Origin of the sequence: Trinickia symbiotica (assembly GCF_002934455.1) — a bacterium.
Classification (GTDB): Bacteria; Pseudomonadota; Gammaproteobacteria; order Burkholderiales; family Burkholderiaceae; genus Trinickia; species Trinickia symbiotica.
Map to the genome: position 1 here is coordinate 71976 of NZ_PTIR01000002.1, position 20555 is coordinate 92530.

Below are 20555 nucleotides of genomic sequence, written 5' to 3' on the forward strand. Positions count from 1 at the left end.
CAGGTTCGACGCAGCTCATCGGTGAAAGCGCCCGAGACTTCAGACGATAATCAATTGACTTCCGAGACCCCAACCACGTCGATCGAAGATCGCGATACTGCCACGCCCCTGACAGATGTGACGGCCTCCCCTCATTCCCGCACTCACAGCTTCGCGTTGGCCGCGAGCCTCGCGTTGATCGCCTTTTCGCTGCGCACGCCGATTACCAGCGTCGGCCCAATCCTCCTCGACGCGGTCCGAGCGACCCACCTGAGTCCTGCCGGCGCGAGCATGCTGACTACGCTTCCGTCGCTATGCTTTGGCTTGTTCGGTCCGCTAGCGCCGATGCTCTCTCGGCGCGTGGGCAGCGAACGGGCGTTGCTTGCGCTGCTGGTCCTGCTCACCGCCGGTACCGCATTGCGCGTCGTACCTTCCTGGCAGGTGTTGTATGTCGGCCAGATCGTAGCCTGCTTTTCGATCGGCTTGATGAATGTGCTGATGCCGGGCGTGGTAAAACGCGACTTCCCGCATCACGTGGCACTGATGACCGGAATCTATAGCGCCGCAATGTGCGCCGGCGCCGCCTCGGCTGCCGCTGTCACGGCGCCTGCCGCCAATGCTCTGGGACATCTCTTCGGCGGCGACGGCAACGACAATGCATGGGCGTGGGCGTTGGCGCTCTGGGCGTTGCCAGTTGCATTGGCCGTGCTGATATGGCTCGGACAGCTCCCGCCGGTGGGCACTCGCGCCGAACGGAGCACGCGGATCGTCCGCGGCTTGTGGAGAAGTCGGCTCGCGTGGCAAGTCACCCTCTTCATGGGATCGCAATCGTCGCTCGCATACATCGTGTTCGGGTGGCTGGCCACGGTTTTGCGCATGCGCGGAATGAGTGCGGTCGATGCGGGCCTCCTGCTCTCGCTCAGCGTGATCGCTCAGGCCGCGGCATCCCTGCTGCTGCCCTTTCTGGTTGCACGCCTTGCGGACCAGCGCGCGATCAATGTCATCGCATTGGCGATGACCGGCGTAAGTCTCGTCGGTTGCTTCTTTGCGCCGCTATCGACGACATGGGCTTGGGCGCTCTTGCTCGGCGTCGCACAGGGGAGCGCGTTTACGCTCGCCCTCACCGTCATTGGACTGCGATCGCGCGATTCGCACGTGGCCGCGCAACTCTCGAGCATGGCTCAAGGAATCGGCTATTTGATCGCGTCATGTGGCCCGTTCATCGCCGGATCGTTGCTGCACGCAACCGGTTCGCTCGATAGTTTGGCCGCCCTATGTGTCGCGATCTGCGCGCTGTCGGCCTGGTGCGGTTATGCCGCCGGCCGGCGCGATCATGTCGACGTGCGACCTGAGGCGACCACGGCCTGAACGATTACCGCCAAACCGACTACGGTTCGATAGAGTCGAACTGCTGCTCAAGATCATACACAAGCAGAAATGTGCATCCGGTATCGCTGCGGAATCCGCGATCGATCGTGCCCTTTTCCGCCATGCCGACGAACCCTCCTCGCAACCGCACTCCGTTTCGAATGACCTCACCTTCCAGTATGTAAAGGAATTCCGGCCCGGTATGAAGATGGTCCGGAAAGACGGCACCGGGCGCGAAGCGAACCATTTGCATCCCGAGCCCGTCCGCTTTTCCGAGGTTCTTGACTTCGACGCCGTCGGCGAATCTCGACGGCGACCACGGGATGCTGTCAGAATCGCTGATTAGAAAACGGGGCACAAGGGGTTGATCGATCGTCATCTTGTTGTACCTTCGGCCGGAACGCGACCCGGTAACACTATCACGCCTTTCCCTATTCGGCGGAGCGCTGGAAGGGCCAAGCCCCGCATCGCGGAGCGCGCCAGCGCGCAATCGCAGTGGTACGCGACCTACCGCACTGACGTGGTCCGGCCGCGGCCTAGTATGGGCCATGCCCTCAGGGGCACGAAAAATGCGCTCCTATCTCTCATGAAAGGCATCGAGATCCCTTCGCCGTTCACCCTCCCCGTTCCGATGGCACGCCCGGCCCGAACGGCGGCGAGGCTCGGCTTCGAGGACGGATCGCAGCAGGCGTCGTTGGATGCCGCGGCAACGCGGCTCGACCGAGCGGTTTACGCCGCATTCGCCCGCACGTCGGGAGGCGGTTCACCTACCGCGATGATGCTCGCATGGCTCGAGTGGCTGCTCCATTTCGCCTGCTCTCCAGGCAAGCAATACTTGCTCGCGAGCGACCTGCTGGCGTACTGGCAATCCTTGCTGATGGGGGTGCCGCCCGAACACCATGGCAACGGCGACCCGCGCGTCGACGACCCAGGCTGGAGCCTCTGGCCTTTCAACCTGTTGCGCGACGCGTTCGGCCAGTTCGACTCGTTCTGGCAACAAGCGACGACCGGCGTGCGCGGTGTTTCACCGCGCAACGAGCAGATCATGCAGTTCGCCGCGCGGCAATTCACGGACATGCTCTCGCCTTCCAATTGCTGGTGGCTCAATCCGCAGGTGCTGCGCGCAATCACGGAAACGGGGGGACGCAACTTTGCGGACGGTGCGTGCAACTGGCTCGAAGACCAGGAGGATCTGCTCGAAGGCCGCGTGCCCGGTAGTTCCAGTCGCCGGTTTGCCCCCAACCAACTCGGGCATATCGTGGCCGCCACGCCGGGCAAGGTCGTCTATCGCAATCAGCTGATCGAATTGATCCAGTACGAGCCGCAAACACCGACCGTATGGCGCGAGCCCGTTCTCATCGTGCCTTCGTGGATCCTCAAGTACTACGTGCTCGATCTGTCGCCGCACAATTCGCTCGTCCGCTACCTCGTCGAGCGAGGGCACACGGTCTTCATGGTTTCCTGGCGCAATCCTCGTGGTGAAGCGCGGGATCTCGGGCTGATCGATTACCTCGAGCAAGGGCTCTACGAGGCGCTCGCGCAGGTGCGTCGCATAGCGAATGGGCCGGTGCATGCGGCCGGCTATTGCCTTGGCGGCACGCTGCTGGCACTCGCGGCCGCTGCGCATGCGCGGACGCGCCGCGGGGATGCGCCTGAGCTGAAGACGATCACGCTGCTCGCTGCTCAGACGGATTTCAGCGAGCCGGGCGAATTGGGTCTCTTCATCGACGCGAGCAGGCTCGCGTATCTCGAGGCGCTCATGTGGGAGCAGGGTTATCTGGACGGAGAGCAGATGGCGGCGGCCTTTCAAATGCTGCGCTCTCACGATCTGGTCTGGTCGCGCCTCGTGCGCGAGTACCTGCTCGGCACGCGCACCCAGCCTTCCGATTTGATGGCCTGGAGCGCGGACACGACGCGATTGCCGTACCGCCTACATCTCGAAACGCTGACGCACTTCTATCTGCACAACGACCTTGCCGAAGGCAGATACTGCGTGCACGGAAAACCCATACACCTGGGTGCGTTGAACATGCCGATGTTCGTGGTCGGCACCGAGCGCGACCATGTCTCGCCGTGGCGCTCTGTGTTCAAGCTTCACTTGTTGACTCATACCGAGATCGGCTTCGTGCTCGCGTCCGGCGGTCACAATGCCGGTATCGTGTCCGAGCCTGGCCGTGCGCGGCGTTTCCGCTTCCGGATCAGGCACAAGGGCGAGCATTACATCGGGCCGGCCGAGTGGTTCGACGTGGCGCCGGTCGAGCAAGGGTCATGGTGGCCGTGCTGGCAGCAATGGCTTGCGGACCGCTCTGACGGTCAGATCGCCCCGCCGCGCATCGGGGCCGGCGCCGTTTTATGCGATGCGCCAGGGACCTACGTGCTCGAAAGCTGAAGGTTGGCGCCCCGCCCCCCATTCATAAAACAAAATCCGCCGTGGGATCACTGAAATCGCCGCTTAGATCGGCGAAACAGGTCGCACAGCAAACAACGGCAAATTTCGGCCAGTGATTCACACGCTCTTGGACGTCTTCCTTCAGTTCGCCGCATTCATCGCAGCGATCGAAAACACGGACCTCGAGCGGGCGGGAATGCCACTGCTGCTTCATGTCAGCAGCCCTCACGCTGGTCCTTGATGCCCGCTGCAATGATGTTCGCCGCGATCTTTCTCAGTTCCGCGGAGTTCGGGTCATCCCGGCGCAGTTCGACCAGATCTCTTGCGTTCGTGCTCATCGTCTCCCCCGTTTAATAGTCACGCAATGAAGTACCGCGATGGGAGCAAGATAGTCCGACTGTTGAGAGAAAGCGATTCTACGAACGGTCGCCGCGAGACCTCCATCTGCATACCGCACTCATACGTCCGTATAGGGAACCGACGCGCTGACTTGCGATGTGCTGCTTCGATGGATCGGTACGGTGAACTGAAACACGGCTCCACGTGGAGCGTTCGGGCTCGCCCAAAGCCGTCCCCCGTGCGCTTCGACGATCGAGCGGCAGATCGACAGACCGATCCCCAACCCTCCTGCCTTTGACGTGCAGAACGGCTCGAACAACCGCTCGGGGTTGTCGATCGCGAGCCCTGGGCCGGAATCGGACACTGAGATGAGGACGCCGCCGGAGTCGTCCGTTCCGGTGCTGATGACCATGTCTCGCGGGCCATCGTCGATCTCGCTCATGGCCTCGACCGCGTTGATGATCAGATTCATCAATACCTGTTGCAGCTCGACTCGATCCCCTTCGATGGGCGGCAAGTTCTCCGCCAGCTGCAACCGCGTAGAGACGCGATGCTTGACGACCTCGCCACGCGTGAGCGCGATGACTTCGCCAATTGCGTCATTGATTTGCAGACGTTCCTTCGACGGAGGCGCGTTCTTGACGAGGCCATGAATGCGGTTCATGACTTCGCTGGCGCGCTTCGCATCCTTGAAGATCCGCTCGAACGCATGGCGCGCTTCCGCGAGATTCGGCGGGTGCGCGCCCAGCCACAGCCGCCCGGCCTGAGCATTCGCGCCGACCGCCGCGATGGGTTGCTTGATTTCATGGCTGATCGAGGCCGCGAGTTGCCCCAAGGTCGTCACGCGGTTCGCGTGTGCGAGTGCCGTCTGTGCTTCCCGATAGCGCCGCTCGCTTTCGCGCAGTTCCGCTGCCGCACGCTTTTGCGCGGTGATGTCGCGAGAGATGCCGAGCAGGAATTGCGGCTCACCGTGCAAATCGAGGATCGGAATCTTCATCGTGTGCACCCAGCGCGGCCCGTGGCGAGTATGAACCGACTCCTCCGGCACGTCGACCATCTGCCGCGACTCGAGGACGGCCCGGTCTTTCATCGCGAAGAAATCGGCCTCGTCCGCCGGAAACAGATCGTGGGCGGACTTCCCGATGAGCTCCTCGCGGCGGTAGCCCAGCAGTTCCTCGCCCGCCTTGTTGAAGCGCACGAAGCACAACGTCGCCGCGTCTTTGACGAAAACGGTATCGGGGATGTTTTCGATGATGCTGTCCAGGAAGTGCTCGCTCGCGCGCACAGCTTCCTCCGCGTGCTGGCGTTCGACGATCTCCGCCTTCAGATCGGCCAGTGCCGCGCTGAGCTCGGCGGTGCGTTGTGCGACGCGCGCCTCCAGCTCAGCATTGAGCTCCTTCAGCGCGGCCTCCGCTTGCTTGCGTTGGCGCCGGTCCTCGAGAAACTGCTCGACTGCGCGCGCCATGTCGGCAAGCTCGTCGCTGCCGCGCACCGGAACGCCGGCTCCCGAGCTGTCGGTGTCCCCGTGCAGCAGCGCGTGACTGACTCGGCGCAGCCGTGTCACGACATGTCGTCCAAAAAATACATGCGCGATCAGCCATGCGAGCAGCAGGCTTACCGCGACTTCACCGATGACCCAACGGCGCGTGCGGTCCGAATGCTCGGCCAGGTCCTGGACTGCTTCGCGGTAGGCGCGCGTGAAATAGTCCGATTGTTTTCGTGCAGCAGCGGACAACGCGTCGGCCTGGCGGCGCAGATCGTCGTCGAGGCCGGCCAATGGCGCGTCAGCCCGCGCCGAGCGGGCGGACGCCGTCGCGCCTTGCGTGCCCAGCGCGGTCTCGCGCAACTGTGCCTCGATGTTGATCGTGGTGCGGAAGTGCTGACTCGACCGATGCAACGCAAGCGCGTCCATACCGATGCCGTCGCTCGTCGTCGCGGAGGCCAGACGATCGACCAGGCGATCGAACGATGTGAGCTCGTCCATGATTGTGCGATGCGTCTCGCGCAGGGCGTCGACCGTATCGTTGCCGGCCAATTCAAACGTCAAACGTTCGATCTTGAGCGTATGCTGCGTCAGGTCATGGGCATCTTCCTGGAGCGCCAACCGCTCCTCGGCCAACTGGCGCAGTGTGTAAGACGAGCCGGTCAACGAGTAAATGGTCGTGGCCCCCACCGCCACGACCAATGCGGCCAGGCAGGAAACCACGAGCGCGAATTGCGCGGTGAGCGATTGAGGGAGCGGTAGCTTCACGGGCGTTGCCAGATGTGGCGATAGATATCGCGGTATCCGTTGTCGGGGTCGTAGACGAGGCGATCGCCGCCGTCGGCAGTGACATTGCCCGCCGTCACGAGATGCACGGGAAACACATAACCGGTAACGCCTTCCCCGGCAAGGAGCCTGTTCATCTCGTCGACGAGCTGCCAGCCGTGCAGATTCAGCGGTTCGGCCACCGTGCCCGTCTGAAACGTACCCGTCCGGATGCGCAGGAATGCGGACTCGCTGCCGTCGCCGGCCGAGAGCATCGACAGCGCGGAGTTCGGGAGTCCTGCCTGCGTGAGGACCGGGGCTGCGTAGTCGAAATAGATGTCGTTGATTGCCAGCGCGTACGACCAGCGTTTGCCATAGTCCTTGAGCAATGCACGAGTCGTGTCCGGCATCAGCTCCCCGGCGCGCGAGATCGCAACGTCGCGCACTTCGAGCAGCTTGCAGCCGCTGCACGCGCGCACGACGGCGGCCATTGCATTGGCCTTGCTTTGGGCCACCTGAAAATTCGTATCGGTGAAGACGACGACTCCCGCGTTTCCGTGCGACTGGACGATGGCTGCCAGCGCGGTGACACGGGCAACCTCGAGCGGGTCTGTCGAGACATTCATCGCCACCGGCGTGCCTGGTACCGGTCCAGCCTTCGCCGCGACGTGCCAGCCGACGATCGGGAGGTGTCGTTCGGCGAACGGTTGCAGCCCGGGCAGCAGCGCACGCGCATCGCCGCCGACGATGATGAGACCGTCCGGACGACTTGCCAGCGCGTTCTCAAGCATTTTCAGCCGCAGATCCGGCATACCGCCAGCATCGAATATCTTGACGCTCCAGCCGATGACCTTCGCGGCCTCGAGCACGCCGTCGACGACCCCGAGGATGCCCCCGTTGCGCAAATCCTCGGCGACGACGGCGATGTGTTTCCCAGGTTGAGCGCGCGGCCCGGTGCGTGGCCCGTCCCAGGGCGCCGCGGGCCGCGACGCGGCATCGACGACTCGCTCGGCTTCGGCCAGAAATTTATTCGTCGCGCTGCCCGACGCGCCTGGCGCTGCAGTCGACAAAGCCTGCGCCGTTGCAATCGCCGGCAAACATACGAGCGTCCATGCCAGAAGCAAGCCCTTGATGCTTTTGCCCAGCGTTCTCATCGGGATAGATCGGCCATTGAAAACGGATCCATATGGCGCTTTGGGGGTGAACTTGTGAACACAAGATAGTAGCCTAACGCCCACGTTTCATTGGCCCGTCATGAGGGGGAATAACCCTGAGCATCCGCCAGATCCTTAAAGTGCGGCACTCATCATTTGAATCCCAGTGTGGTACAGCGCGCGCAGTGGAACTCGACACGTTCGGACTCATCGGTCGCGGACGGCCCGAACGAGATCCAGCCGTGCCCCCATAGCGTGACTTCGTCGCGGCGAAGGAGCAACTCGTGGCCTCCGTCGATGGTGATGCGCGTGCCGTTCGAGCTGCAATCGATCAACACGTACCGGCCGTCGCGACGTTCGATCGATGCATGGATCCTCGACGCGTGCCGGTCGTGTACAACGATGCTCATGTTCGCGCCGCGTCCGATCGTCAACAGGCCGGGCGTAGAGAATTGGCTCATTTCGATGCACCGGTCTCCATGGCGCAGCGTCAGTAACGACGACTCGGCTGAGGACTGCGCGTCGCTGCCCGCAACGGTCAAGTCGGCGCTCAGTTGCCAAATCGCTTCGTAGAGCTCGGTCGGCTGTCTTTTTCCGCGCACTTGTATTGAGTAAAGTTGGCGCACCATCTGGCGCCATCTCGTCGAAAGCAGGTCGACGGTTTCCTTACTGGTGAGAATCTGCCCGGCAGACGCGAGCTCCCTCAACCGCGCGGCGATATTCACGGTGTCGCCGAAGACATCGCCCGAATCGTCTGGCAAAAGCGAACCGTGATGCAGCCCGATGCGCAAGGACATCGATAGTCCTGCGATCGAGGGCAACTCGGCGACAGCGAGTTGCATGTCGATGGCGGCCTGCATTGCGTGCTCCGCGTTTGGAAAAACCACCATGACTTCGTCGCCGATCGTCTTGACGATTCGCCCCCCGGACGCCTCCGCCTGCGATTTCATCAGCGCAATGCAGCGCGCGATCGCCTCGAAGGCGGCCATATCGCCGACGGTCTCGTAGAGGACGGTACTGCCGCTGACGTCCGCGAACATCACCGACTCGCAAGAGGTGGCCTTTTTCGTCTGATCATTCATGGGCAATCCGCCAGGTCGCGCCTCAGAGGAATGTATCGGCGATGTTCGTCGACGAGCGCTCTCCCAGAGCATCGAAATTCGCTTGCAGCCAGGCATCGGCGCGGGCCCGTCCGAGCTCGAACAGCTCGGAGAGGAAAGCCCAGTCTGCATTGAATTTGCTCGCCGCGCCATACCGCGACATTTCCGCTTCGCCATCGATGCTGTGGATCAGCATGCGGCGATAGCGCGAGCTGTCCAGCGCTCCTTCGTCGATGAGTCGGGTCACGAAATCGACCGCGCGCATCTCGCGCATCAACGACGAATTGAAGCTGAGCGTATTGACGCGATCGAGGATTTCATAAGCCGTCGTCGGCACTTTGCCGATGCGGATCGGATTGACGCGGATGATCAGCACATCGCACGTATCCGTCTCGTAGATGAGCGGATAGATCGGAGGATTACCCATGTACCCGCCGTCCCAGTAGTATTCGCCGTCGATCTGTACGGCCTGGAAAAGCTGCGGCAGGCAGCTCGAGGCCAGTACGGCGTGCACGGTCACGTCCTTCGTGGCAAACACGCGAATCCGGCCGCTCAACACGTTGGTCGCGCACAAGAAGAGTTTCACGCTCGTGTTGCGCCGCAGTAAGTCGAAATCGACCGTTTCTTCCAGCACGTCGCGCAACGGATTGAGGTTGGCCGGGTTGAGCTGATACGGCGAGAAAATGCGCGTGAGAAAGTCGAAAGCGAGCCAGGCAGGCGAAAACTCCAGGTGGCCGCCGGCCGTCCATTTCATCCAGGGATTGCATAGGGGGCTCGCCCAGGCCCGTTCCGAGACATTGCGCCAGAATGACGCCAGCGCGCGGCGCGCGCCTTCCTGTCCTCCGCTCACGAGACCATAGGCCAGCACCGTCGCGTTCATCGCACCCGCGCTCGTGCCGCTGATCCCGTCGATTTCGATGCGATCGTCCTCGAGCAGTCGATCGAGAACGCCCCAGCTGAAAGCGCCGTGGCTGCCGCCGCCTTGCAATGCGACGTTGATTCGCCGCGTCGACGTCTTGCCGGCAGTGGGATTTTCCGTGTCCATCGGGCTGCTCCTGGCCTATCGAGCGCTGCTGGAGCCAGCGGCGCGCTCACTCGAGGGCGCGCTGGGCTAGCCGCCAGGCGAGGTTCGAGCGGGCCTGCGCTTCGCAACGAGATCGGAATACGTCCGTATGGTAGACGTGCTCGCGAGCCAGCAACTCGTTCAGGAACGCTCGCACGGCCCGGTCGTACGCGGCATCGTCGAGATCAGGACGCTCGGCCCTGAGCGAGGCTTCATCTCGAATGAAGCCCGCGCGGTCGCTGGCGAGATCGGCCAGGTCGATATCGACAGTGAAACACGCGTCGCGATCGGCGGGTATTCGTCGATGCGTCGTGGACAGAATGATGTCGCTCACGTGCTCGCCAACTGCGATGCGGCCCTGCGCCTTCGCGCGAAACCAGTCGGCACTGCATTGCTCATTGTCGGGTGCGCCCGGGACATAGATGACGTCGTGGCACCACAGCGCGAGTTCGACCGCATCGGGATCGGGGACGACAGCGCGCGTCCAATCGAGGTCGCGCAGGCATCGGCGGATGTGGTGCAGCGTGTGATAGTGGCGTGACGGTTCGGCGTAACGTTCGACCAGGCACTCGTAGACGGATTCTCCGTCGGCGCCGCCGCAACGTGACCATACCGCAACGAAACGTGCCGTCTCGTTCATTGCTACCCCTTTTGCGAGGCGCAACCGCCGGCAACTCGCAGCCGAAGAGTCGCCAACTTGGCGAAGACCGCCTGACGGTGACCGCTTCTATCATAAGCAATCCGCGGTATTTGCGGAACGCGTCATCGCGGCAGGTAGGGCGTGATTTTCCTCATCGCATTTTCCACGTACGCCCCCTTCTCGCCGACGGGCGCAACGTAATGCAGGGCCGAGGCCGCCGCTTCGAGCCCTTCTGTACGTGCGATGATCCACCCTGCGAGATAGGGTGAAGCGAGACAACCGCCCGCGGTCGCCACGTTGCCGACCGCATGGAACGGCTGGTTCAGCACCTCGACGCCCGCTTCCTGGACCCAGGGCTTTGTGGTCAGATCCGTGCAGGCTGGGTTGCCGCCGAGCAGACCCAATTTGGCTAACACGAGCGTGCCGGAGCACTGGGCGGCGATCAGCTGACGAGACGGATCGAGCGTCAAGCGCGCCATCAGCCCCGCGTCGGCGACGACCTGACGGGTCTGCGCGCCGCTTCCGATTACGACTGCATCGGCGCTGCCCGCATCCTCCAACAGTGACTGCGCGCGAACAGTCAGCCCGTTCATCGACGTCACCTCTTGGCGCGGGCAGCAGAGGCTCACTCGCCAGTCCGGCTTCCTGATTCGGTTCAAAATGCCTAGGGCGACGATCGAATCCAGTTCGTTGAAACCATCGAAGGTGAGAATTGCAATATGCATGGCTTTCTCCCGCATGGAGCGAGGTCTCGTGAAGATGGGAGCCATGCTAGAGGCAAAAGCCAATACAATCAAAAGCTTTCGTGCAACGACCAACTCGATGATGCGAGTTCCGCTTGCGCCGTTCCCTGGTACGTTGCAGATGCCTTTTCCAATCCGCCAAAGACAAATATCATCGTTTGTCGGCGCTATTTGCCGAAAACTTGACGAGGCATCTATGAGCTGGGCCGGCTCAGCATCGGACGCACGCGTCGCACGCGCGCCGCGCGCCTTGTCGACGTTCGATCACCTGCAAATCGCGTCGCTGTGGTTTGCGCTCTTCGCTCAGTGGATGACCGTCGTACCGGTGCTCGTGCCCGATCAGATTGCGTGGCTGCTCGGACCGCACGCCGTGATGAAGGAAGGCGCGGCCGGATCGGTGATTGCGGCCGGTGCTCTGGTGGCGCTCGTCGTTTCCCCGATCGCCGGCGCTCTCTCGGATCGATGCGTCTCGCGCAAGGGCCGCAGGCGGCCATATCTCATCATCGGCACGTTCGGCACCGCGCTCGCCCTCTTATGGCTCGCCTCGTTCGGCTATCGAGGCAGCATCGTCGTCTACTCGATCGCGTTCCTGCATTTGCAATTCTGGTGGAACTGGGTCTCGGGCCCCTATGCCGGGCTGGTACCCGACGTGGTGCCCAAAACGGAGAGGAACCGGGCGAGCGCGTGGCTCAACGTGATGACGGTGATCGGCATCGTGGGCGGCAACGCATTGCTCATCGCGCTCTATTCACCCCATCGACTTTATCCCGTCGTCGCCACGTTCATCGGGTTGACGTTCGCTTGCCTCTGGCTGACGATACGCGGCGCGCGCGAGCCGGCCGTTCATACGCCGCGCGAGCGTTTCGATGCGCGCGCATTCGCGCGCTCGTTCTACCTCGATCCGCGCTTGCATCGAAATTTCTATTGGGTACTTACTACGCGTTTCTTTTCCAATATGGGCGTGTGGTCCGTCTTCACATTCATGTTGTATTACCTTCAGGACGTCATAGGCGTCAGTCGGCCCGTGAACGTGCTCAATGTGCTGCTCGGCGCGGGCACCGTACTCGCCATCCCGACGAGTCTGCTCGGCGCCCGGCTCGCGGATCGCCACGGGACCGTCGCGGTGGTGCGCGCGACGAGTTGGATCATGGCCGGCGCGGTGATCGGCTACATGCTGCTCGCGCTGCGGCCCAGCCTCGCGATGGTCGTGCCGGTGGCGCTCGTGTTCAGCGCGGCTTATGGCACCTACCAGTCCGTCGATTGGGCGCTGGCCCTCGAGGTCTTGCCCGACGGCGCCTCGGCCGGCAAGGACATGGGCATCTGGAATGTGTCGATGGTGCTTCCGCAGATCGTCGGACCCGCCGTGACAGGTTGGATGCTTTCGTGGGTCAGGACGCTCGCCGGTGCCGGCTCCGCGTACATCGTGTCGTTCGCTATCGCGGCGGGATGGTTCGTGCTGGCCGCAGGGTTCGTTTCGCGCATCAGGCTTGCGGATCCGACACCGCCTGATTGAACGGGCAGGCCACCCGAGCCCGACGCACAATCGCGCGGACCGAATGGGAATATCGGCGTCGCGGCAATGGTTAACATCAAATTGCCAATGAAAATTCTTCGTTTGTAGAATTAGAGGCCGCGCGAATTTAGTGCCGTGGCAAGCCAACATTGGCGATATCCGCCAGTGCGAATCGGCTAGATTTTCCTTGTGGCGTTTTGATGAAATTGCGCTATAACGGACGAACAGCGGCCCTCAAGCGCTCTCGACCCACAAGGTCCCTCCAGGTGGCTTTAGGCATACCCAGGTTGTATGCCGGCCCGCCGAGTCAGGCGTCATGCATTTCGCTTGACAAAGTAATTCCTCCCCGAAAAACATTCCGGCCTCGCCGACAGCGCGCTGCGGCGAGCACATTCACTATCCGATCGCCCTTCTCGACGCCCGCGTCCATCGAGGAATCCTTCGGTCGCGGCAAGCATACGCGAGACGACGTCGTCTCTTGAGAGACGCGCTCGTCCTCAGCAAAGACAGAGGGTGTAACGGAGGAGATCATGCAACGTCGATTCGTAGCCGTCGGTATCGTTTGCCTTTTGGCCGCGGGCGCCGCGGGCGCACAGTCCATGCCGAACGATCAGCAGCAGAGCGACCCACAACAAGTCACCGCGTCGCCGCAGCAAAGCAGCGATAAGGACTCGGCGGTCGGAGGCGTTCCCGGGACGCGAAGCGAGTATGGCAGCCCGATGACGCCCGGCTCGCGTTCCGATTGCGCGTTCCGGCCTTCCTGCGAAATCTACTTCGGCAACTAGCGGCCTCGTCGCCGGGGGGCAAGAGCCCCCTGTATGAAAGTCGACGATCGTTGAGGAGCGAAGCAGGTCACATTCGTGGCACCGACCGTATGTCCCCCGTCTCGTCGCCGGCGGCCCCCCGGTCGTCGGCAGGCGATGGCGGGACCGCGCCCGTCGCCAACGGCGTCACTACGCCGCGACGGACCGCATGAGGCTCGCGCGGATAACGATCATCGACCGAATCGCCGAAGCGCGCGCGCACGAACGCTCGCGAAAGCGCGAGGCGAATATTCGCGCCTTCAGCTTCGGATGGATCGAGTCGATCGCCGAAGCGCGCGATGCAAAGCACCCTGCCTTCCTGTGCCTTCAGTTGCAAATCTCGGATCCGCTCCAGTATGTCGCCCGCATCGCGCCACTCGTCGGTCGGCATGAAGCGCTCATTCAGCTTGCGGAACTCGCCGTGCGCAAGCGTCACGACGATGCCGGGCTCGACCTCGGCGAAACGGATTTCCTCGTCATCGTCGACGAGCGCCCGAGCGCACCAGTAGTCGAGCGCGCGCCCGTCGAGTTCACTGACTTTCATGGCTGCCTCCATCGAATTCAGACCTCGGCACCTCGATCCGCGCAACGAGCGGATAGTGATCGGATGCGCCGCGGGCCAGCGCGCTGCGATGCACGCTGACCGCGCCGAGCCATTCGCCCGGGTGCACCCAGATTCGATCGAGCGCGAATACCGGCCAGAATGTCGGAAAAGTGCGCGGCGCCGGCGCGCGCCGGAAATGCGTGACGAGCGCACGCAACGCGCGCCCGTGCACGAACCATTCGTTGATGTCGCCGAGCAGAATGACCGGAAGCGCGGCCGTATCGAACGCGGCGAGAAGGCTACGGACCTGCATGCTGCGTTCCCCGGCCGACAGGCCGAGATGCGTCGCGACGATTCGCAATAGCGTCGAGCCGCATTCGATGTCCGCATCGAGTGCGCCGCGGGGCTCACGCCGGCGGAAGGAAAGATCGAGGACGCGCGCGTTGCGTATCGGCAGGCGGGATAGCACGGCATTGCCATAGCGGTGCCGCGGCGTGTCGAGCGTGGGCCCCTCGACTGCGTGCATGCCCGTGGTGTCGCGCAGATACGAAAGGACGTCGGGCGTATCTGAGCCGCCGAGGGGTACTTCCTGAAGGGCGATGATGTCGGCGTCGATCTCGGCGATCACGCGTGCGATCGGCTCGCCCGCATCCCGCGCGGATCGCGTCTTGCGCATGCGCAGGCCGCCGTGGATGTTATAGGTTGCAATCCGCAGCGAGCAAGCGGATGCCGATGCGCGGGCAGCGGTCTCGCGGTCGGCGGCATCGCCCGTCGCACGACGGACCGAGTCGAGGCTGGTACTCATACCGTCGTCCCGCTGGTCATTTGCGCTGCCCCAGCCAGCGTTGCAGCGCCACCGACACGCCCACGAGCGCGACACCGATGGCCGCCAGCGTCGCCATCGCGCCGATGCTCGGGTGACGAATCGCCGCGAGCAGTTGATGAGCGAACGTGACGGTCAGCACGATGCCGGGCGCCATGCCAAGCAGCGTGCCGATCAAGTAGTCGCGGAGACTGATGTGCGACGCGCCGGCCACCAGATTGACGATCGCGAACGGCGCGATCGGGAGCAGCCGGAGCGCCATCATTGTGACGATGCCGCGCCTGCCGATTCGTTCGCTGAGCCGGTTGGCGCGTACGCCGGCCAGGCGCCGCACCGCATCGCGGCCGAGCGACATGCCGATGCCGTAGGTCGCCACCGCCGCGAGCAGTGTGCCGGCGAGCGAATAGAACACGCCGGGCCACGCTCCGTACGCAAGACCGGTCGCCGCGATCAGCAGGGTGATCGGCACCGCGAGGATAGCGGCGATGACGTAAGCGGCCAGCACGATCGCTGGCGCGAACGGTAGCGCATCGATTCGCTTGGCGAAACGCGACAGCGACGCAAGGTTCAAATTGTCGCCGAGCGAAGTGAAATGCCATAAAGCCGCAAAGATAGCGATGACGAGCACCAGTGCGCCGAGCAATAGCAGCCGCGCGGTCAGCGACTTGCCCTGCTCTCGCGGGATGAATTCGCGCACCAGCGCGTCTGGCTCGAGCGGTTCCTCGGGATCGAGCCAGGCGTTCACGGGGATCACCTTGTCGAGGTCGCTGTTCGTCGCGGGCGCAAAATGCTGCAACGTGCGCCCTTCATTGCGCATCAGACTACCGATCGCGGCATTCAGGCGCCCCGTTCGCTCGAGTGCCTGCGAAACAGCGGACGCCGGCACCCCTAGATGTTCGGCAAGCAGCCGATTGCGCCAGCCGGCGATCACCGAGCGAATGCGCGGGTCGCCATTCGCGTCGATGACGATGTTGCACTCTGTGTCGAGCACCATCGACCGGTTGTTGAGGTTCGCGCTGCCGACTGTAATCAGCGTGTCGTCGACGACCATGACCTTGCTGTGTACATTCAGGCAGCGATCGCCGAGTCCTTCGATATGTGGGCAATAGAGCCTGTAGTGATCGTACTCGTCCGCCTCGTTCAATACGCCGTGCAGGCGGGCGCGCAGTACGCCCATCGTCGCTTCGACGAGCCAGCCGCTTTGCATGCGCGGCGCTACGACGGCGACGTCGGGCCCTTGCGGGTCGCCGAGCCGCGCACGCAACGCCTCGCGCACGACCGCCGCGGTGAAGTACTGGTTTTCGATGTAGATGTGATGCCGGGACGCGGCGATCATGTCGGCGATGAGCGCGCGCACCTGCTGGCGCGGGCCGTGTGAGCGATACGGCGGTTCAGTCAGCGAGATGCCGAGCGATACGTCGCGCAGATCGACGGGTGCCGAGCGCGGCCACGGATCGGCGGAATCTTCGAGCGCGCGCTCGGCTCGGATTGCGATGCGCTTGCCGCACGCGTGTTGCCACCGCTCGCGCGCCAGCTCACCGATAGCGTGAGCGGCGTCACCGTCGAACATCGTCTGAATGTCGTGAAACGGCCCATAGGTCGTGCCGTTCGGGTCACGCCGGCGCGGATCGTCGGGCGCATGCTCGGACGTATCCCAACGCGAGCGCGTGAGATCGATGCCGCCGACGAACGCGAGCCGGTCGTCGATGACGACGAACTTCTGATGATGCGACGCCCCGCGCGGATGCACCCCGTCCAGCCGGAAGACCACCCCTCGCTGCGAGCGCCAGCCCGTCTGATAAACGGGCATCCACTCGCGCTCGAACGCGTAGATCATCGCGAAATCCCACGCGAGCACGTAAATGCGCAGCCGGCGTCGAGCGGCCGAGAGTGCCTGCAGGAATTCGCCGAGCAACTCGGGGAAGCCGTCGTTCGCGCCCTCGGGCACGAGCTTGACGCGGCTGTTGATATCCCAGCCGACGATGAATACGGTGCGTTGCGCACGCGTGAGCGCATCGCGTAGGACTGCGAAATAATCGTGGGCGTCGACGAGCAGACTGAAACGGTCCGCATGGCGGATCGCCTCGCAATTGCGCCCTGCTTCGAGCAGACCGTGGCGCGCCACCGGCTGCGCCGATGGCAAGGCCGAGCGTTCGGCGGTACCGGGCGGAGGATGCCTCGATGGTTGCGTGGCGACGTCGGCGGTCATCGGCGCCCTCCTCGTCAAAGGATCGGCACGCCGCCCGTCACCGCGACCGTTGCTCCGGAAACATAGCTTGCTTCATCGCTCGCCAGCAGCACGTACACCGGCGCCAACTCGGCCGGCTGCCCCGGGCGCTTCATGGGCGTCTGCTGCCCGAACTGCCGCACGTTGTCCGGCGGCAGCGTCGCCGGGATCAGCGGCGTCCAGATCGGCCCCGGCGCGACGCAGTTCGAGCGGATTCCGCGTTCGGCGAGCAACCCGGCGAGCCCGCCCGTGAAATTCTGAATCGCACCTTTAGTCGTCGCATACGGCAGTAGTGTGGGCCGCGGCTTGTCCGCATTGACGGAGGTCGTATTGATGATCGCGCTGCCCGGCTTCATATGCGGCAGCGCCGCCTTCACGAGACGGAACATTGCGCCGATATTGATATCGAAGGTGCGGTCCCATTCATCGTCGGTGATTTCCTCGACCGATTCGTGGTCCATCTGGTAAGCCGCGTTGTTGACGAGTACGTCGACACGGCCGAATTCCGCGATCGCACGGGCGACTACCTCGCCGCAATGCTTGCGGTCGGCAAGATCGCCGGCCACGAGCACCGCCTTGCGGCCGGCCTTCTCGACCCACGACGCCGTTTCGCGTGCGTCCTCGTGCTCGTCGAAATAGGAAATCAGGACATCGGCGCCCTCCCGGGCGAATGCGATGGCGACGGCGCGTCCGATCCCGCTGTCGCCGCCCGTGATGATCGCCGCTTTGCCTGCGAGCCGGTCATGCCCGCGATAGCTCTGCTCGCCGTGATCGGGCTTCGGATTCATCGGCGCCGTCTTGCCCGGCACATTCCCTTGCTGCTGCTCGGGCATCGGCGGTGTCGGCTTGCTTGTCATTTCGGCTCCTTTTCAGTCGTAAAAGCGAAACTGAGTGAACCTCGACAACGCAGCAACGCGCGTGCCTCGCTTTGCCCTATATGGAATCGATGGGACGAACCGGACGCTCCAGCGTTGAGTGCCGCATACACCGGATAGAGGCGCGATCACGCCGATTCGTCGCCGATGCCGGCTCCGGTCGAGCCGAGCGTGTCGACGCCGAAGGCGCGCTCGATAGCTGCCGCAATTTGATCTGCAAGACCGGAGTCCTCGAGAACTGGAAAATCCCGCCGTAGTTTGTTCGAGATTGAGCCGTGGTTGTCGCGGACGGAGCGGATGATGCGGTCGATATCTTGGTTCGGACCTTCGATGACTTCCTTGACGGCGAGGCGAGCGTTTTCCCAGCGGCGGAGCAGCGCGGCTTCCTCTCGCATTTCGAAGCGAATTGTCTTATCGACGATGTCTGCGAGGTATTCCACATGTGCGGTGAGATCCGGATAGCGCCACGCATGCGCGGCGTCCTTGTACGCCGCGAACTTGAGATCCGACGTGACGCCGTCTTCGTACTTGCGGCGCTCCTCGAAGGCAGCCATTGATCCATACCGTTGCATGAACGGCTTGGAGAAGACTTCAAGTACCTGATCGTATGCAGCAAGCGCCTGCGGTTTGCTGGTAATCGTTGCTGAGACGGGAAGAATGAATGGCCTCGGGACAGCGTTGTCCCTGCGCAAAATGTCATTGATCAAAAACCGATGCAAGCGGCCATTGCCATCGGCGAAAGGATGCACGTACACGAACCCGAATGCGACGGTTGCCGCGCGCGCGATCGGCGCGGCACCGCGAGTTCGTGTCTCGAACGTTTCCAGTCCAGAGAGCATGCCTTCGACATCGGCCCAGTGCGGAGCGACGTAGTGCAGAACGTTGGTGAACCGATCGACCGAACCCACGAAAACGGGCGAGCGGCGCACGCCGAAGCTCGTTAAAGTGGTGACGTTGCCGAGAATTTCTCGCTGAAGTTCCGTCAGCGCGTCACGAGCGAGTGGAGATTCATACGTCCCCGTGCGTGCTTCCATCACCGCTGCAAATCGCTTGACCCGGTCGCCGCGATCCTGCTCGTGCTCGATTTCGAAGCTCGCCCGGCTTTCCTTCAGCGTCAGCCAGACCGCGCTCCTGCGCAGCGTATCCACGCCGTACTCTGCCTGGAGTGCTTCGATCTGACTTGGAATATCGTATTGCTCCGCCTTCCGAACCACCTCCGTTCGGCGGACGGTGGGACAAAACGAGCGCGTCCCGGGTAGATTGTCGCGCACACGCCAGCGCGCGTTATTGATCGGTGCCTGGCTCACCAAGTAGGTATTGGGATCGAGCACATCGATGTAAGCGCCAGCCGTCACGTCGGGGACGACCTCCAGCGTGTCGCCGGTCAGCCATTCGTAGAGGAAGCCTGCTCGGCGAGCGTACTGCCCGGTGCGCTCGTCAAGCACCCAGTCGATAAGCGCTTGCCGTGGAATGGCCTCGAACAGCCGAGAGAGGTGCTCGAGAAACACTCCTTCGTGCTTCAGCGCGAACGTGACATGCGTAGCGAGTGTGTCGGCGGGCGGATTGGCGTACGTGTATGTTTCGCGCACCATACCGTCAAGGCGGCTCGATTTGCGAGTCGGACCGATGCAGCTCTCGACGGGAAACGGCTGCACTGGGGCGATGCCATAGCGGTGGGCAAGCCAGCGGTAGCCGAGCCATTTCTCAGACATGAAACCCCAAAATTTCGATAACAGTTAACGAATTTCGTTAAAAATATAGCGCATCTAGCGAAAAACGTTAACTGAAACCTGAAATCATGCGGTGTTCGGGGCATCGCGCCCGGCCCGCGTTCAGGTCATGCAGATTGACCCTCAAGCCGTATAGCTCGCCTTGGACTCTTCAAGATACTCCGCAACCCGCTTCGCAGGGCGAGCGATGAGCGATTCGAGATGGTTGGTAACGATAGAAAGATTGCCGGCTCGAATTTCCGCCTCAGCAGAGACCAATACAGGAATAAATTGGTCAGGAACCCCCGCCGCTTTGAGCCCCGCGGCGAACTGTTCGTCAGTCACATGGACGACGGCAAGAGGCTGCCCTGTGGCTCGGCGAGCGAGATCGGCGATTTCCTCGTTGGACAGCGCCTCGGGGCCTGTGAGCGTATATGTCCGACTTTCAGGCGTTGAAACAGTCAGCGCTGCGGCAATCGCTTCAGCGATGTCCCCCCGTGCGGCATACGACGTTCTTCCACCCTCAGATGCGGAATGCCATTGGCCACTCTTAAGGGCACCCGGGAGCGACATGTGCAAATTCTCCTGATACCAGCTATTTCGGAAAATCACGTGCGGCAGACCGGTTGCCTTGATGGCGCGCTCGGTTTCCAGATGGTCCGGTGCGAAGCTAAGAAGCGAGCTTTCCGGATTGGGCAGCGACGTGTAAGCCAGACGCGCGACACCTGCCGCGACGGCTGACGAGACCGCGTTGCGATGCTGCTTGAGTCTTGTGCCGGCATCATCGAGGGCGTCCGTTGAAATGATGAGAGCGGTGCCGGCGCCTTTGAAAGCTTCGGTCAGGCCTTGCGGGTCTTCGAAGTTCGCAGGGCGAACCTCGATGCCCGCTGCCGCAAGCTCGGCGAGCTTTTCGGGGCTGCGCGTCCCAGCGATGATGCGGTTGTGCGTCACGCCGCGAGCCAGCAGGTGTTTGATAACCAGCCGACCAAGCTGACCGGATGCACCGGTGACGAAAATCGTGTCGTTCATGGACTAGCC

Annotated in this window: 19 protein-coding genes; 4 read left to right on the plus strand and 15 right to left on the minus strand. The window is 62.9% G+C overall.

The window, feature by feature from the left end; genetic code table 11:
* Positions 1 to 54: 54 nt before the first annotated feature.
* Complete coding sequence (locus B0G57_RS04050) at positions 55 to 1347, plus strand: MFS transporter (protein ID WP_102606737.1); 1293 nt, start codon at positions 55 to 57, stop codon at positions 1345 to 1347.
* Between the two features lie 19 nt (positions 1348 to 1366).
* On the opposite strand, the gene B0G57_RS04055 is transcribed toward B0G57_RS04050, so the two are convergent.
* Complete coding sequence (locus B0G57_RS04055; RefSeq protein WP_018439586.1) at positions 1367 to 1726, minus strand: cupin domain-containing protein; 360 nt, start codon at positions 1724 to 1726, stop codon at positions 1367 to 1369.
* 207 nt (positions 1727 to 1933) lie between these two features.
* On the opposite strand from B0G57_RS04055, the gene B0G57_RS04060 reads away from it, so the two are divergent.
* Complete coding sequence (locus B0G57_RS04060) at positions 1934 to 3736, plus strand: PHA/PHB synthase family protein (protein ID WP_020566067.1); 1803 nt, start codon at positions 1934 to 1936, stop codon at positions 3734 to 3736.
* 22 nt (positions 3737 to 3758) lie between these two features.
* Here the strand turns inward: B0G57_RS04060 and B0G57_RS04065 are convergent, their stop codons facing one another.
* From B0G57_RS04065 to B0G57_RS04095, 8 genes are all read right to left on the minus strand, one after another.
* Positions 3759 to 3950, minus strand: coding sequence for a hypothetical protein (locus B0G57_RS04065; RefSeq protein WP_018439584.1), 192 nt, complete (start codon positions 3948 to 3950; stop codon positions 3759 to 3761).
* Position 3951: 1 nt separating this feature from the next.
* On the minus strand, positions 3952 to 4074 hold the full coding sequence (locus B0G57_RS32095; RefSeq protein WP_018439583.1) for a hypothetical protein: 123 nt from the start codon (positions 4072 to 4074) through the stop codon (positions 3952 to 3954).
* A gap of 119 nt (positions 4075 to 4193) precedes the next feature.
* Positions 4194 to 6326, minus strand: coding sequence for an ATP-binding protein (locus B0G57_RS04070; RefSeq protein ID WP_102606720.1), 2133 nt, complete (start codon positions 6324 to 6326; stop codon positions 4194 to 4196).
* Positions 6323 to 7477, minus strand: a complete 1155-nt coding sequence (locus tag B0G57_RS04075) for a substrate-binding domain-containing protein (protein WP_018439581.1) — start codon at positions 7475 to 7477, stop codon at positions 6323 to 6325. The genes B0G57_RS04070 and B0G57_RS04075 overlap by 4 nt, the downstream gene beginning before the upstream one ends.
* A 152-nt stretch (positions 7478 to 7629) precedes the next feature.
* Positions 7630 to 8559 carry an adenylate/guanylate cyclase domain-containing protein gene (locus B0G57_RS04080; protein WP_018439580.1) on the minus strand — a complete coding sequence of 310 codons (930 nt, stop codon included), beginning with the start codon at positions 8557 to 8559 and terminating at the stop codon, positions 7630 to 7632.
* Positions 8560 to 8581: 22 nt separating this feature from the next.
* Complete coding sequence (locus tag B0G57_RS04085) at positions 8582 to 9622, minus strand: patatin-like phospholipase family protein (RefSeq protein WP_018439579.1); 1041 nt, start codon at positions 9620 to 9622, stop codon at positions 8582 to 8584.
* Between the two features lie 46 nt (positions 9623 to 9668).
* On the minus strand, positions 9669 to 10280 hold the full coding sequence (locus B0G57_RS04090; RefSeq protein ID WP_018439578.1) for an HD domain-containing protein: 612 nt from the start codon (positions 10278 to 10280) through the stop codon (positions 9669 to 9671).
* A 122-nt stretch (positions 10281 to 10402) separates the two neighbouring features.
* The gene (locus B0G57_RS04095; protein ID WP_018439577.1) at positions 10403 to 11005 is read right to left on the minus strand and encodes a DJ-1/PfpI family protein; all 603 of its coding nucleotides are present in this window, start codon (positions 11003 to 11005) and stop codon (positions 10403 to 10405) included.
* Positions 11006 to 11219: 214 nt separating this feature from the next.
* Between B0G57_RS04095 and B0G57_RS04100 the strand changes: the two genes are divergently transcribed.
* Both B0G57_RS04100 and B0G57_RS04105 read left to right on the plus strand, forming a co-directional pair.
* Positions 11220 to 12536 carry an MFS transporter gene (locus B0G57_RS04100; protein ID WP_018439576.1) on the plus strand — a complete coding sequence of 439 codons (1317 nt, stop codon included), beginning with the start codon at positions 11220 to 11222 and terminating at the stop codon, positions 12534 to 12536.
* A gap of 530 nt (positions 12537 to 13066) precedes the next feature.
* The gene (locus B0G57_RS04105) at positions 13067 to 13321 is read left to right on the plus strand and encodes a hypothetical protein (RefSeq protein ID WP_020566066.1); all 255 of its coding nucleotides are present in this window, start codon (positions 13067 to 13069) and stop codon (positions 13319 to 13321) included.
* Positions 13322 to 13388: 67 nt separating this feature from the next.
* On the opposite strand, the gene B0G57_RS04110 is transcribed toward B0G57_RS04105, so the two are convergent.
* The 6 genes from B0G57_RS04110 to B0G57_RS04135 form a co-directional block, all read right to left on the minus strand.
* A complete protein-coding gene (locus tag B0G57_RS04110; protein WP_018439574.1) occupies positions 13389 to 13883 on the minus strand; it encodes a phage protein NinX family protein in 495 nt (164 codons plus the stop codon).
* Positions 13870 to 14688: an endonuclease/exonuclease/phosphatase family protein gene (locus B0G57_RS04115; protein ID WP_018439573.1), complete on the minus strand. Its 819-nt coding sequence runs from the start codon at positions 14686 to 14688 to the stop codon at positions 13870 to 13872. The genes B0G57_RS04110 and B0G57_RS04115 overlap by 14 nt, the downstream gene beginning before the upstream one ends.
* A gap of 16 nt (positions 14689 to 14704) precedes the next feature.
* On the minus strand, positions 14705 to 16915 hold the full coding sequence (locus tag B0G57_RS04120; protein ID WP_018439572.1) for a VTT domain-containing protein: 2211 nt from the start codon (positions 16913 to 16915) through the stop codon (positions 14705 to 14707).
* Positions 16916 to 16929: 14 nt separating this feature from the next.
* Entirely contained in the window at positions 16930 to 17790 is an 861-nt protein-coding gene (locus tag B0G57_RS04125; protein WP_018439571.1) for an SDR family oxidoreductase, read from the minus strand.
* Between the two features lie 146 nt (positions 17791 to 17936).
* The gene (locus B0G57_RS04130) at positions 17937 to 19520 is read right to left on the minus strand and encodes a Fic family protein (RefSeq protein ID WP_018439570.1); all 1584 of its coding nucleotides are present in this window, start codon (positions 19518 to 19520) and stop codon (positions 17937 to 17939) included.
* Between the two features lie 141 nt (positions 19521 to 19661).
* Positions 19662 to 20546, minus strand: coding sequence for an SDR family oxidoreductase (locus B0G57_RS04135; protein ID WP_018439569.1), 885 nt, complete (start codon positions 20544 to 20546; stop codon positions 19662 to 19664).
* Positions 20547 to 20555 lie beyond the last annotated feature (9 nt).

Excerpts from the sequence above, each read along its gene's own strand:
- B0G57_RS04075 (WP_018439581.1), bottom strand. The coding sequence starts at position 7,477 with ATGAGAACGCTGGGCAAAAGCATCAAGGGCTTGCTTCTGGCATGGACG.
- B0G57_RS04135 (WP_018439569.1), bottom strand. The coding sequence starts at position 20,546 with ATGAACGACACGATTTTCGTCACCGGTGCATCCGGTCAGCTTGGTCGG.
- B0G57_RS04100 (WP_018439576.1), top strand. The coding sequence starts at position 11,220 with ATGAGCTGGGCCGGCTCAGCATCGGACGCACGCGTCGCACGCGCGCCG.
- B0G57_RS04055 (WP_018439586.1), bottom strand. The coding sequence starts at position 1,726 with ATGACGATCGATCAACCCCTTGTGCCCCGTTTTCTAATCAGCGATTCT.
- B0G57_RS04060 (WP_020566067.1), top strand. The coding sequence starts at position 1,934 with ATGAAAGGCATCGAGATCCCTTCGCCGTTCACCCTCCCCGTTCCGATG.
- B0G57_RS04065 (WP_018439584.1), bottom strand. The coding sequence starts at position 3,950 with ATGAAGCAGCAGTGGCATTCCCGCCCGCTCGAGGTCCGTGTTTTCGAT.
- B0G57_RS04090 (WP_018439578.1), bottom strand. The coding sequence starts at position 10,280 with ATGAACGAGACGGCACGTTTCGTTGCGGTATGGTCACGTTGCGGCGGC.
- B0G57_RS04095 (WP_018439577.1), bottom strand. The coding sequence starts at position 11,005 with ATGCATATTGCAATTCTCACCTTCGATGGTTTCAACGAACTGGATTCG.
- B0G57_RS04110 (WP_018439574.1), bottom strand. The coding sequence starts at position 13,883 with ATGAAAGTCAGTGAACTCGACGGGCGCGCGCTCGACTACTGGTGCGCT.
- B0G57_RS32095 (WP_018439583.1), bottom strand. The coding sequence starts at position 4,074 with ATGAGCACGAACGCAAGAGATCTGGTCGAACTGCGCCGGGATGACCCG.
- B0G57_RS04105 (WP_020566066.1), top strand. The coding sequence starts at position 13,067 with ATGCAACGTCGATTCGTAGCCGTCGGTATCGTTTGCCTTTTGGCCGCG.
- B0G57_RS04130 (WP_018439570.1), bottom strand. The coding sequence starts at position 19,520 with ATGTCTGAGAAATGGCTCGGCTACCGCTGGCTTGCCCACCGCTATGGC.
- B0G57_RS04085 (WP_018439579.1), bottom strand. The coding sequence starts at position 9,622 with ATGGACACGGAAAATCCCACTGCCGGCAAGACGTCGACGCGGCGAATC.
- B0G57_RS04120 (WP_018439572.1), bottom strand. The coding sequence starts at position 16,915 with ATGACCGCCGACGTCGCCACGCAACCATCGAGGCATCCTCCGCCCGGT.
- B0G57_RS04080 (WP_018439580.1), bottom strand. The coding sequence starts at position 8,559 with ATGAATGATCAGACGAAAAAGGCCACCTCTTGCGAGTCGGTGATGTTC.
- B0G57_RS04125 (WP_018439571.1), bottom strand. The coding sequence starts at position 17,790 with ATGACAAGCAAGCCGACACCGCCGATGCCCGAGCAGCAGCAAGGGAAT.
- B0G57_RS04115 (WP_018439573.1), bottom strand. The coding sequence starts at position 14,688 with ATGAGTACCAGCCTCGACTCGGTCCGTCGTGCGACGGGCGATGCCGCC.